Genomic DNA, 12679 nt, shown 5'->3' on the forward strand with positions numbered 1-12679 from the left:
AACCCGATAAGGAAATAAGTAATGACGCAGGTGCGTAAAGCGATTATTCCAGTAGCCGGTTTTGGTACGCGGTTGTTGCCCATCAGCAAGGCCATTCCTAAGGAGATGGTGCCCGTTGTCGACCGCCCGTTGATTCAGCACGTGGTGGAAGAGGCGCTGGCAGCCGGGATCAACGAAATCGTCCTGGTGACTCGTTCGGGCAAGTCATCCATTGAAGACCACTTCGACGCCCACGCAGAGCTTGAAGATGCCCTGGCCAGCAAAGGCAAGGATGAGCTTCTCGCTACCCTGGCGGCCATCGCACCGCCGGAGCTGAAGATCACCAGCGTGCGTCAGCCCAACGCCCAGGGCCTTGGTCATGCGGTGTACTGCGCCGCCCACCTGCTGGGCCAGGATGAGCCGTTTGCAGTCATTCTGCCGGATGTGCTGGTCAAGCCCCAGGCAAACAGCTCCACCTGTGACCTGGGCCGTATGGTCGAGCTGTGGGATGCAAGCACCGCCGCCCAGATCATGGTGGAAGCGGTACCCCAGGAAGATGTCTACCGCTACGGCATCGTGGACTGCGACGAGCCCAGCGCCGGCGAAAGCGCCGACATGCGCGGCGTGGTGGAAAAGCCCAAGCCCGAAGACGCGCCTTCGCGCCTTTCGGTCATCGGCCGTTACATTCTTCCTTACCGCGTCATGGAACTGTTGCGCGACCAGCCGCCGGGCGCGGGTAACGAAATCCAGCTGACCGACGCCATCGACCGCTTGATGCAGGAAGGCAAGCAGGTTCAGGCTTTTCGCATGCAGGGGCGTACGTTTGATTGCGGGCATATCGAAGGCTGGCTGCAGGCGAACACTACCCTGGCGCGCGAGGCCGGTTACGACCTTTAAGCGCTACCCATCCGCTTGAGCAGGAAGCCGCCCTCGTTGGCGGCTTCTTGTTTTCCACCGTGAGGTATTTCATGGATCAGTTGCTCGATCAGGTACTCGATATTGCCCGCGAGGCGGGCGAGGCCATTCTGCGCGTCTATGCCGAAGACTTCGAGGTCGATATCAAGGCCGACAACAGCCCGGTCACCGCGGCAGATAACGCCGCCAACCGGGTCATTCTGGCAGGGCTCAACGCGCTCGATTCCTCCATTCCCATTCTCTCCGAGGAGGGCGGGGAGGCGTTCACCGGGCCAGATGCCAACGGACGCTACTGGCTGGTGGACCCACTGGACGGCACCAAGGAGTTCGTCAAGCGTAACGATGAGTTTACTGTCAATATCGCGCTGATCGAGCAGGGCCAGCCAGTGCTGGGCGTGGTGCTGGCACCGGTCTTCGACGTGGCGTATATCGCCGCCAGCGGGGTAGGGGCGTTCAAGGTGGATGAACGCGGCCGGCACTCTATCCGCGTGGCTGGAAGGCCTGCCGAGGGCACCAAATGGCGGGTAATGGGCAGCCGCTCTCACGCCCACCCGAATCTCGAGCGCTGGCTGAAGCAGCTAGGCCCGCACGATACCCTGCCCATGGGCAGTTCGCTCAAGTTCGGCATCATCGCCGAAGGCAGTGCCGACGTTTATCCCCGCCTGGGGCCCACCAGCCTATGGGACACCGCCGCCGCCCAGGCCGTGGTCGAGCAGGCCGGTGGCCGGGTTGTCACCTTGGAAGGAAAGCCATTGGGTTACTCTACCCCAGCCACAGCCCTTAATCCGAGCTTTATAGTATGGGGTTGCTAATGCAAGAAAATAGATAGTAATAATATTTTAATTTTTTATAAAAACCGTTATATTTAGCAAAAATTAATCAGATGTAGTGGGGTTGTTTTTATAAATTATTTAAGCATGTTATAAGTAATAAGTTAAATATTTTAGTTTTTTATTACATAAGGGATAGGCTTTATGAGCTTTAATCATTACTGCATTTATGTTTTAACGATGCGAGATTCTAAAAGAATAGCATCTATAGAAGAACAAATGTTAAAAAGTTCGCTAAATTTCGAATATGTCGATGCTGTTGTATTAAAAGATGACCATAATGCCTATGTAAATCAGCAGTCTGTTAAGGAAAATTATGGCAAAGAGCTATCAAGAGGCGAAGTTGGCTGTTACTTAAGTCATAAGTCTATATGGGAGAAAGTAGTGTTATCAAACAAGGCAAGTGTAATTTTTGAAGATGATGCACTTATAGATAAAAAAATTGTTAATTTTTTGAATAGGTTAAGCTTGTCAGAAGTGAGTTATGATGTATTGATATTGGGGCATTCAAAGAAAGATTATCGTAATAAGAGCTTATATCACTTTCTAGAGCCTCTTAAAATAAGTGAAAAGGTTGGTGAGTTTTTAGTCGGTCGGGGGTTTAAAACTTGGCCATCGGGTACTGTTGGTTATATAATAACTCCTGAAGGAGCAAAGAAGCTATTATCGATATCAGAAGAAATTAACAGCGTATTAGACGATTGGCCATATTATGAGAGATTAGGTGTTTTAGTAAAGGAAGTCAGGCCTCTTTTGGTTTGGGAAGATTATATCAATATGGAGAGCGCAATAGAAAATGAACGAAAAACGCCGGCTAGAAAGAATATTTATTTTGTTGCAAGAATATTAAGAGGAGTATTAAGAAATATAATTGCTGGAGCGAAAAGTAAACGATGATTAAGTTTTGTTATTTTGAAAAATTACTCCCGTTTGTTACTGCCGCTACGCCAGGTGGATTTCGCATATTTGTATTGATGTTAGCAGGCTTTTTTCTCGCTAAAGACGAAGCGATTTTCTTTTCAACAGAGTATACCTTGGCCGCTTTTTTTGTAATGGTTTCAGGAATAGGTTTTTCGACGATTATAATAAAGCGTATGCCAGAGGATAATAGTTTAGCCTTATTTGTGAGGTTTGCATACTCTTCCTTGCTTGCCGGAGGGTCTATCGCTCTAGTTTTGTTATTAATTGCTTCTTTTTTAGTTCCAGTAACTAATTCCTTGCCAATTTTTTCTCTAATACTCACAACGTCTCTGTACCAAGTATTTAGAAGTTATTTAGTATTCAATAAAAGTTTTTGGAAGCTTTTTGTTAACGATGTTTTAGTAGCTGTATTTTTTGTATTCATGTTTTTAGTTTTTTTTCTCTATAATGAGAATATACAGGGAAAGCATGTGTTGAATCTTCTTTCAGCTTCCTACCTGATGGCTTTTGCTTTCATGATAGCTTTTATAAAATCAAAGGAGAAAGTGGTAACGAAAACTAAAAGAAAAGCGCTTATATCAAAAGAAGATACGATTTCAAGTTTGATAGTAGGTTTTTCTAATGCTACCAGCAGTGGTGTGGGCTTTATCCTGCCATCACTGTTTGTTGCCTTGGGAGGTAGCGAGATTGCTATTGTCGCCTCTTTCGCTGCAGCGGTCTTTAGTTCAATGTCAGCTTTGCCTAGAGGTCTGATTAATAATAAGGCATCTGCCTTGTCAACGATGGTTAAAGATAAGGAATATTCAAGAAAACTAGTTTTGAACCTTAAAATAAAAATACGCAAATTACTTTTTTTCCTTGTTCCTTTGTTGTCTATCTTTATATTCTCATATTTTTATCTAGGGGAGTTGATCAATGATTATTGGCTGGTTTTCTTCTTTATTTTAATTTTTGCTTTTAATGTGGCAACTGGACAGTTAGGCGTCATCGAATCTTTTTTAATAAACTTTTGCGGATATGAAAATTTGTCATTTATAATTAATTTAATGACGTTTTTAATTGTCATGCTTGTGTTTGTAATAATAAGTAGGTTGCCAGAACCCGAAGAATTTTGGTTTATTTTATATTTAGTGCCACTTGCGCTAGGTGTTTTTAATATCGCTAGAATGTTTTTATATAAAAATATGATTAAGCGCTATTTTAGAAAGCCATAGCGTATCTTAATTGTCATCGCACGGTAAATCATGGGAACAGCACAATTAGAGTTTGCCGGGTTAGGAGGAGTATTATGCTTGCCCCCAATGAGCAACCCCCCGGTATTTCCTGCCGGCCCCACTCCTGTCGTACCATCCCTTTTCTACACACCGATGAAAACTCGACTACTGCCAATCGCCGGGTGCCTGGGCCCAGCCGTGTTTGACCGGGTTGTAGTGGATGTAATCCATGTGCTGCTGCCAATCGTTGTCGTCGCGAATGACGTGCTCCCAGAACCCGCGCTGCCAGGCGGTTTGGGTGCCTGGGGGGAGCAGGAACTCTTTTGAGGCGTATTTCTTGATATCCCGCCAGCGAGAGGAGTAGTCCGAATCGCCTTCGGGCAGGGTCCAGAGGCAGTGCAGGTGATCGGGCAGCAGGACGAAGGCGTCCATGACGAACGGGCGCTCTTCCCGCACACGGCGCAGCGCTCGGCCGAGTGCATTGATGTTCAAATGATCGGCCAGCAGCGGTTGGCGAGCGTAGGTGACTACGGTGAAGAAGTAGGTGCCGCCAGGTACGTGGGCGCGTCGGTGGGTTGCCATGCGGGCCTCCTGCCATATCTGCTACCGGATGGGGGTATCCGTATCATGGCTTGCGAAGCATACTTGGCTCAAGTGTCTGTCGGCATGGCAAGGCCGCCTCAGGCGAGGCGGCGGCATGAATCAGCGGTGGAACTGCTTTTCGCGCTCGGGCTGCCAGAGGATGGCGTCCACGCGTAGCTGTACGGTGGCGTTGTTGGGAATCGGCCAGTGGATGACATCGCCCACCTTGAGACCGATCAAACCCGCGCCAATCGGCGCCATGACGGAAATAGCGTCTTCCACGGAATCGAGCGCGTGCGGGTAGACCAGGGTGCGGATCATCTGGCGCCCGCGGGTGAGCTCGGTAAAGCGGATCTGGCTGTTCATGCTGACGACGTTATCCGGAATCAGCTCCGGGTCAATCACTTCGCCGCGCATCAGCTCTTCTTCGAGCAGTTCGGCCACGGCCAGCTCCTTGCCGGTGGCGCTGTCGATCAGCCGCTGCAGGCGCTCGGCATCAAGCCGGTTGATAATGATCGGGGGGCGCTGCTCCATGTTTACTCTCCTTGGAAAGCAATAAAATCAATCGTATACATTAATTAAATGATAAATAAACGATTTTTGTAGCTACCAATAAAAACAGTCCTCCCCGAAAGGGAAGGACTGTTCACCATCGCCAGTGTAAGCGATCTGGCAGGGGAAGGCGATTACATTACGCCTTGCTCGATCATGGCGTCTGCCACTTTTCTGAAGCCGGCAATATTGGCGCCCAATACCAAATTGGTTGGGTCATTGAACTCTTCCGCCGTCGAGGCGCACTGCTGGTAGATATTGGCCATGATCTGCTTGAGTTTTTCATCCACTTTTTCAAGCGGCCACTGTTCCATGCTGCTGTTCTGGGCCATTTCCAGCTGGCTGGTGGCAACACCGCCCGCGTTGGCGGCCTTGCCGGGGCCGTAGGCAATCTGCGCTTCGAGGAAAAGATCCACGGCCGCGGTGGTAGAAGGCATGTTGGCGCCTTCACTGATACAGCGCACGCCGTTGGCCAAAAGCGTTTCCGCATCGGCTTCGGTCAGCTCGTTTTGCGTGGCGCAGGGGAAGGCCGCCTCCGCCTTGATCTGCCAGACGGCGTGGCCATCCTTGGGGTAGTCGCTGGCCGGAATGTAGCGGGCGCTTGGGCGCTTTTCCAGGTAGTTTTCAAGCGAGGTACGCTCGACTTCCTTTAGCTGCTTGAGCAGGTCAAGGTCGATGCCGTCCGGGTCGTGGAGGGTGCCGCGGGAATCGCTGCAGGTCACCGGGTGGGCGCCAAGCTCCAGAAGCTTTTCGATGGTATAGATCGCCACGTTGCCCGCGCCGGACACCAGGCAGGTCTTGCCTTCCAGGGTTTCGCCCCGCGCGGCGAGCATGTTCTGGGCGAAGTAGACCGCGCCATAGCCAGTGGCTTCCTTGCGGCCCATGGAGCCGCCCCAGTTAAGCCCCTTGCCGGTCAGCACGCCTTCGTAGCGTCCGGTCAGGCGTTTGTACTGGCCGAACAGGTAACCGATCTCACGGCCGCTGACGCCGATGTCACCTGCCGGTACATCGCAGGTGGGGCCGATATGACGATACAGCTCGGTCATGAAGGCCTGGCAGAAGCGCATGATCTCGTTGTCGGATTTGCCCTTGGGGTCAAAGTCGGCGCCGCCTTTGCCACCGCCGATGGAAAGCCCGGTCAAGGCATTCTTGAAGATCTGCTCGAAGCCCAGGAACTTGATGGTTCCTGCGGCCACGCTCGGATGAAAACGCAGCCCGCCCTTGTAAGGGCCGAGTGCGGAGTTGAACTGAATACGGTATCCCTTGTTGACCTGTACACGGCCAGCGTCGTCTATCCAGCTGACGCGGAAAAAGACCTGGCGTTCAGGCTCGACGATGCGCTCGATGATGCTGTGGTCATGATAGTGCGGGTAGCGTTCGAACAGCGGGCGCAGGCATTCCAGCACTTCTTCCGCAGCTTGATAAAACTCGCTTTGCGCCGGGCTGCTACGCTGCAGCCGGGTCAGGGTGTCGTGAACATAGGGCATGGATATGACTACCGTGTAATGACAGTTGAAGTTCTTGGCTGGCCAGCCCTGTGCATTATTTAACTTCTGAAGCGTTTTCTTGCATACCCTATGCCGGTTTGTAATGGGCAAAAAATATCGTGGAGTTAGACAAAAGTAGTAAGTTTTTTCGCAACGCCGCAAAAAAATGCGAATCTCGATTAACGATTTTTAAACGATTTTTAAACGATTTTGGGCCACAGGAGTGATCGAAATTGGTGCAGTAGCGCGTGGTAAGCCGTCAGGCGCACCCGCGGAAGCAGCGCGATGAGCGCTGCCGATGTGGTGCAAAAGCCAGATTGGGTGCCGCCATCGAGGCGCCTTGGCAGGCGCCATCCGCGGGTGCCTTATTTGCTCGTATCCTTGCAAAACGTTACCACGCGCTACGGTTTGCCGTAACGCGTGGCAATTCAATCAAACGGGGAGGACGGCGCCGTCGGCGCGGGGTTCGGTGCCGCCTTGGAGGATGCCGGTTTCCGGGTGGCGCAGGATGATCTGGCCGCGCCCGAAGGTGAGGCCGTCGGTGCAGCGTACGATGCGGTGGCCGCGGCGTTCGAGGGCCTGGGCGATATGGTCGGGGAAGCCGGGCTCTACTTCCACGGTCTTGCCGTCGACCCATTTCCAGCGCGGCAGATCCAGCGCGGCCTGGGGGTTGAGGTGATCCTGGAGCATGTTGGCGACGACCTGTACGTGGCCCTGAGGCTGCATGTAGCCACCCATCACGCCAAACGGACCGACCGCCTGGTCATCCTTGGTGATGAAGCCGGGGATGATGGTGTGGTAGGTGCGCTTGCCCGGACGCAGTACGTTGGCGTGCTCCTCATCCAGCGAGAACGACCAGCCGCGGTTCTGCAGGCTGATGCCGGTGCCGGGCACGACGATACCCGAGCCGAAACCCTCGAAGTTGCTCTGGATGAACGACACCATGTTGCCTTCATCGTCGGCGGTGGAGAGATATACCGTGCCGCCCAGCAGCGGATTGCCGTGCTGCGGGTCGATGGCGTCATGGCCAATCAGCTCGCTGCGCTGCTTGAGATACCCTGCCGAGAGCATCTGCTCGACGCTGAGCGTCATGTGCTCGCGTTCGGTGATATAGCGCAGGCCATCCACGTAGCCAAGCTTGGTGGCTTCGATGCGACGATGTACCGACTCCACTGGGTCGTGGGGTTCGTCGCCCAGGGCGTCCAGAATGCCCAAGGCCTGCAGAGCGATCAGCCCGCTGCCGTTGGGTGGAATTTCCCAGATATCGTGGCCGCGGTAGCGCACGCTGATGGGATCGACCCATTCCGGCGTGAAGGCAGCGAGGTCTTCCTTGCGCAGAAAACCGCCGTGCTGTTGCGAGAAGGCGTCCATGGCGTCGGCCAGCTCGCCCTCGTAGAACGCCTTCGCGCGGGTGTCGCCGATCGCGCGCAGGGTCTTGGCCATCTCCGGCGAGCGCCATACGTCGCCGGGTTTGGGGGCGTGGCCGTCAGGGGCGAAGTGCTCGAACCAGGGCGCGAACTCTGCGCCATCGTACTGGCCGTAGCGCGTATGTGCCTGGGCCCAGAGTCGGCTGGCGGTGGGCAGTACCGCGTAGCCTTCATCGGCAAGCTCGGCGGCCGGCGCCATCAGTGCTTCGAAGGGCAGCTTGCCGAAACGCTCGGAAAGCGCGGCCCAGGCGCCCGGCGCGCCGGGAACGGTCACCGGCACCAGGCCGTGGGCGGGCATTTCCGTGTGGCCTTTTTCACGCACGCCATCGCAGGAGATGCCCTGAGGCGCGCGGCCGCTGGCATTCAGGCCGTGCAGCTTGCCCTTGACCCATACCAGAGCGAATGCGTCGCTGCCGATACCGTTGGAGGTCGGCTCGACCACGGTAAGGGCGGCGGCGGTGGCAATTGCCGCATCGATGGCGTTACCGCCCTGGCGCAGAATGTTGACGCCTACCTGGGCCGCCAGTGATTGTGAGGTAGCCACCATGCCGCGCTTGCCGAAGGTAACGGTGCGCCTGGAGGCCGCCGGGTAGTAGTGAGGGTCGAGATTCATGGTCGATTCCTTATTCTTGAGAGACGTCATCTTGGTAGGCGCCATTCTGTGCCGCTTCAGCGCGCTGCGCCAGCAAGCGGCGCTGACGAATATAGCTGTAGATACTGTAGGCCACGGACAGCACGGCCAGGGCCAGCAGCAGCGCCGAGATCGGCCGGGTGAAGAACAGGCTCCAGTCGGCGCTGGTCTGGAAGGCCCGGCGCAGATTGGTTTCCGCGATGGGGCCGAGCACCACGCCCAGCACGAGCGGGGCCAGTGGGTAGTCCAGCTTCTTCATCAAGTAGCCGATGGTGCCGATGGCGGCCAGCAGATACAGATCCGAGAGGCGATTGTTGAGCGTGTAGGTGCCGATTGCACAGCAGGCCAGCACCACCGGCACCACGATGTACTTGGGCACGTTCAGAAGCCGCATGAAGGCGCGCATCATCAAGATGCCGATGAACAGCATGAAGAACGACGCCACCGCCATGGCGATGAACATGCTGTACACCAGATCCGGATGATCCAGAATCAGGCGTGGCCCGATGCTGATTCCGTGCACCATGATCGCCGCCATCAGTACGGCATCGGCAGGCGAGCCGGGGATGCCCAGCGAAATCAGCGGAATCAGGCTGCCGCCCACGGTGGAGGAGTTGCCGGCTTCAGAGGCGACCACGCCTTCCGGCTCACCCTTGCCGAAGGTTTCCGGGTGCTTGGAAGCGCGCTTGGCCTGATCATAAGCAACCAGGTTCGAAATCGAGCTGCCCGCGCCGGGCACGGCACCGATGAAGACGCCCAGAAGCGACGAGCGCAGGATGTTGAATGGCTTGCGCAGGGTGCTCTTGATCACGTCCCACAGGTGCGGGCGCATGTCGCCACTGACCAGCGACGAGGACGACACTTGCTGGCTGGACGAGCTGGGTTCGAGTTCAGACAGCAGCTGGCTCATGGCGTACATGCCGATCAGCACCACCAGAAAGGGGATGCCCGCCGTGAGCAGCTCATAGCCGAAGGTGAAGCGTTCGCGGGCCATCAGCGGGTCGGGGCCGATGGTGGCGATGCCGATACCGATCAGCCCGGCGATCAGCCCGCGCATCACTGAATCACCCACCAGGCTTGCGATGATCGTGAGGGCGAAGACGATCAGGGCAAAGTACTCCCAGGGGCCAAGCTTGACGGCCAGCAGCGCCAGGGGCGGGGCGGCCACGATGAGCACCACGATCGAGATCAGCGACCCCACGAAGGAGGCAAACAAGCCCAGCGAGAGCGCACGGCCCGGCTGGCCGCTGCGCGCCATGGGAAAGGCATCGAAGGTGGTGGCCACCGCCGAAGGGGTACCGGGAATGCCCAGCAGCGCGGCACTGAACAGGCCACCGCTCAGTCCGCCGACATAGACCGAGAGCATGACCGCAATGCCCTGCATGGGCGGCATGGCAAAGGTGAGCGGCAGCGTCAGCACGATGGCCATGGTAATGGTGAAGCCCGGAATGGCGGCGGCGACGATACCGGCAAAGGTTGCCACCGCCATCAGCATCAGCGTGTAGGGCTCGGTGACGCCGCCAAGGGCGAGTAAGAATGCATCCATCATGAAATCACCTGTTTACCACTGGGCACGGGGCAGGTAGATGCTGAACACGTCAGCGAAGAGATAGTACGGGCCGACCGAAAACAGCAGCGCCACCCCCAGCACGATCAGCAGCGTGACCGGGCGCTTGGGGGCCAGGAACAGCTGAGCGAGCAGCAGATAGGCAAACGTGCTGAGAATGAAGCCGGCAAACGGCATCGCGATCATGTAGGCAATGAACAGCCCCAGGTTCACCAGCACGCTCTTCAGCGCGCCAAGGCGCTGAAAGGCGCTTTGCAGGGTGGTTCTGGGAATGCCGCGCTTGACAAGTTCCATGATGAACGCCGCCACGCACAAGACGGCGATGGATGAAAAAACGAGCTGCGGGAAGGTACCGGCACCCATGGGCTCCCAGCGAGAGGCCGGCAGTGAGCCGGCCCTGGAGGCCATGAATATTGCACCTATCGCAAGCACCACATACGAGGCTAGCTGCAGCGTGGGCACTAGCGCGGCGTCTGGGGTCTTACGCTCCATGAGGTCCTCCTGTAAGCGCGCTGATTAATCGAGCAGTTGAGCGTTCTCTTCGATGAATTGATCGTTACGCTCCAGGTAGTCGATGTAATCGGCCCGGTTCATGAAACGCGCGGTGCCACCGATGTTGACGATGTCGGTCTGGAATTCATCGCTTTGCGCCACGGTTTCCAGCGCGTTTTCCAGGCGTTCGATGATCTCGTCGGGGGTGTCCTTGGGAACGACGATGCCGCGGGTCACCTGGAACTCGAGGTCATAGCCCAGTTCGTGCAGGGTGGGCACCTCGGGCATCTCGTTCAGGCGCTCTTCGGTGGCGGCGGCAAGCACGTTGACGTCACCGTTTTCGATGAAGGCCTTGGCCGACTGATAGTCTTCGATGGTCATGGTGATATGCCCACCGGCCAAGGCGCGCAGGCGCTCGCCGGTGCCTTCATAGCCCACGTAGCCGAACTGGGTATCGGTGGCCTGTTCGAACTGCACCGCCCACAGGTGCGGAATGCCGCCCAGCGTCACCCCCATGCGGTACTTGCCAGGCTCGCCCTGTACGGCTTCGAGCATGTCGTCGAGGGTTTCCCAGCCGCTGTCGGCGCTGACCATGATGACGGAGTCGTCGCTGGTCATCATGGCAACGGGCTCGAAGGAATCCCAGTTGAGTTCGGTCACGCCGGAGTGGTGGGCAATCAGCAGGCCTTCGTGGATCTGGCTGATGGTGTAGCCATCCGGCGCGCGGCGGGAAGCCTCGCGCAGCCCCACGGTGCCGCTGGCGCCGGGCATGTTGATGATGGGCACCGGCTGACCCAGCTCCTTTTCCATATGCCGGCCGACCAGGCGCATCATCAGGTCGCTGGCGCCGCCGGGGCCCCAGGGCACGACGAACTCGATCGGGCGTTCGGGGTACTCGTTGGCCGCCATGGTGAAGGTGGGAAGGGCAAGTGCCGCTGAAAGAGCAGACACGGTGAACAGCGTTTTGAACGTCATCGTTTTTTCCTTTGGCAGGTTGTTGTAAATAAGGCGATACATTCCATTACTCGCTGCGGCGCAAGCGCCGAGAGAGCAGCCTTGAAAGCAAGAGAGCGAAAAAATGGCAGACCGGAGGCGTAGCAGATCAATGCAGCCAAGCGCGAAGGTTCAGGCGCGTCAACGGGGTGAGCGCTTGAAGCCAGGCCTCGGCGTGTATTGAAAACGGCGTGTCAATCAGCCCAAGAATTCACTTCGAGTGACCATCTCGAGCCGCAGGCACGGTTGAAAATGGCGCATTCGTTGATCGTTTATTTTTTAGAAAATCGATTTTTTAACGAAGTTAGACTATAGGTGAAGGAAGAAAGCGACGTCAATAGCACGCGCAGGCCAAAAATCGACGATTGATGATTTTGTAGACATCAAGTGCCTCAAGCGCGCAAACAGGCGTTAACTTTACTGAAGATGGGGCGATGGGGAAAAACCGATACCCGAAAAGGCGGCTGAAAGGCTGCCTGCACTGCGTCATGCCACCCGCTTTTATCTCTCAGCCATTACCCTTTCGCAGTTGATCCAGCGGCACGTTCAGGTGCTGGGGGCGCTGCAGCACGTTCAGCAGCACGATGGCACGCTCTTCCCCCTTGCAGCGCTCGAAGATGGCTTCCAGGTCCTTGAAGGGGCCATCGGTGATGGTGACCTTTTCCCCGGCGCTGAAGTAGGTGTGTATGCCTTCCTGGCGGTGAGGCTGGGCGCGTAGTGCTTCCACCAGCGCGCTGGGCACGGAGACGGGCGTGTTGCCGAAGGTAAGCAGGCGCAGCACGCCACGGGTAGAGCGAATAGGCCGCCAGTTGCTGACGACCTGGTCCAGGCGGATAAACAGATAGTAGGGAAACAGCGGCTCGGTCGCCGTGACCGGTTTACCCTGGCGGCGGCGTTTGACATCCAGCACCGGGTGGAACACTTCGTAGCCCTGGTTGGTCAGGTGCTGCGCGGCGCGAAACGACTCGCCCCCCTTGCACTGGATAACGTACCAGTTGGCCAGGCAGCGTTGAGCGTCATCCTCGGCATCATCGGATGCCGAGGCGCCTGGGGCAGAACCATCAAGAGGCGTGCTGCGTTGGTGCATGG

The 12679-nt window shown here is 56.2% G+C and carries 11 protein-coding genes and 1 pseudogene; 4 read left to right on the forward strand and 8 right to left on the reverse strand.

The genetic code is table 11. From position 1 onward, the window contains the following. Nucleotides 1–21 precede the first annotated feature (21 nt). The 4 genes from HW452_RS02890 (at nucleotide 22) to HW452_RS02905 (ending at nucleotide 3859) form a co-directional block, all read left to right on the forward strand. The gene (locus HW452_RS02890) at nucleotides 22–876 is read left to right on the forward strand and encodes a UTP--glucose-1-phosphate uridylyltransferase (protein ID WP_224104604.1); all 855 of its coding nucleotides are present in this window, start codon (nucleotides 22–24) and stop codon (nucleotides 874–876) included. A gap of 71 nt (nucleotides 877–947) precedes the next feature. After that, on the forward strand, nucleotides 948–1706 hold the full coding sequence (gene cysQ / locus HW452_RS02895; RefSeq protein WP_425348081.1) for a 3'(2'),5'-bisphosphate nucleotidase CysQ: 759 nt from the start codon (nucleotides 948–950) through the stop codon (nucleotides 1704–1706). 162 nt (nucleotides 1707–1868) lie between these two features. Then, nucleotides 1869–2621 (forward strand): glycosyltransferase family 25 protein, encoded by a 753-nt coding sequence (locus tag HW452_RS02900; protein ID WP_224104605.1) that lies wholly within the window; start codon nucleotides 1869–1871, stop codon nucleotides 2619–2621. Next, complete coding sequence (locus HW452_RS02905) at nucleotides 2618–3859, forward strand: hypothetical protein (RefSeq protein WP_224104606.1); 1242 nt, start codon at nucleotides 2618–2620, stop codon at nucleotides 3857–3859. The genes HW452_RS02900 and HW452_RS02905 overlap by 4 nt, the downstream gene beginning before the upstream one ends. Nucleotides 3860–3887: 28 nt before the next feature. Here HW452_RS02905 and HW452_RS02910 read toward each other — a convergent pair. The 8 genes and pseudogenes from HW452_RS02910 to rfaH form a co-directional block, all read right to left on the reverse strand. Then, nucleotides 3888–4441 (reverse strand): annotated as a pseudogene (locus tag HW452_RS02910) (REP-associated tyrosine transposase). A 120-nt stretch (nucleotides 4442–4561) separates the two neighbouring features. Next, nucleotides 4562–4975, reverse strand: a complete 414-nt coding sequence (gene rnk / locus HW452_RS02915; RefSeq protein ID WP_106373301.1) for a nucleoside diphosphate kinase regulator — start codon at nucleotides 4973–4975, stop codon at nucleotides 4562–4564. 152 nt (nucleotides 4976–5127) lie between these two features. After that, nucleotides 5128–6480, reverse strand: a complete 1353-nt coding sequence (gene gdhA, locus HW452_RS02920) for an NADP-specific glutamate dehydrogenase (RefSeq protein WP_224104608.1) — start codon at nucleotides 6478–6480, stop codon at nucleotides 5128–5130. A gap of 432 nt (nucleotides 6481–6912) precedes the next feature. After that, entirely contained in the window at nucleotides 6913–8520 is a 1608-nt protein-coding gene (locus tag HW452_RS02925) for a gamma-glutamyltransferase family protein (protein WP_224104609.1), read from the reverse strand. Nucleotides 8521–8530: 10 nt separating this feature from the next. Beyond that, complete coding sequence (locus tag HW452_RS02930) at nucleotides 8531–10087, reverse strand: tripartite tricarboxylate transporter permease (protein ID WP_224104610.1); 1557 nt, start codon at nucleotides 10085–10087, stop codon at nucleotides 8531–8533. 12 nt (nucleotides 10088–10099) lie between these two features. Then, entirely contained in the window at nucleotides 10100–10597 is a 498-nt protein-coding gene (locus HW452_RS02935) for a tripartite tricarboxylate transporter TctB family protein (RefSeq protein ID WP_224104611.1), read from the reverse strand. A gap of 24 nt (nucleotides 10598–10621) precedes the next feature. After that, the gene (locus HW452_RS02940; protein WP_224104612.1) at nucleotides 10622–11572 is read right to left on the reverse strand and encodes a tripartite tricarboxylate transporter substrate binding protein; all 951 of its coding nucleotides are present in this window, start codon (nucleotides 11570–11572) and stop codon (nucleotides 10622–10624) included. Nucleotides 11573–12098: 526 nt separating this feature from the next. Continuing rightward, the gene (rfaH, locus tag HW452_RS02945; protein WP_224104613.1) at nucleotides 12099–12677 is read right to left on the reverse strand and encodes a transcription/translation regulatory transformer protein RfaH; all 579 of its coding nucleotides are present in this window, start codon (nucleotides 12675–12677) and stop codon (nucleotides 12099–12101) included. Nucleotides 12678–12679: the final 2 nt, after the last annotated feature.

Origin of the sequence: Vreelandella aquamarina, assembly GCF_020075495.1 — a bacterium.
Classification (GTDB): domain Bacteria; phylum Pseudomonadota; class Gammaproteobacteria; order Pseudomonadales; family Halomonadaceae; genus Vreelandella; species Vreelandella aquamarina_A.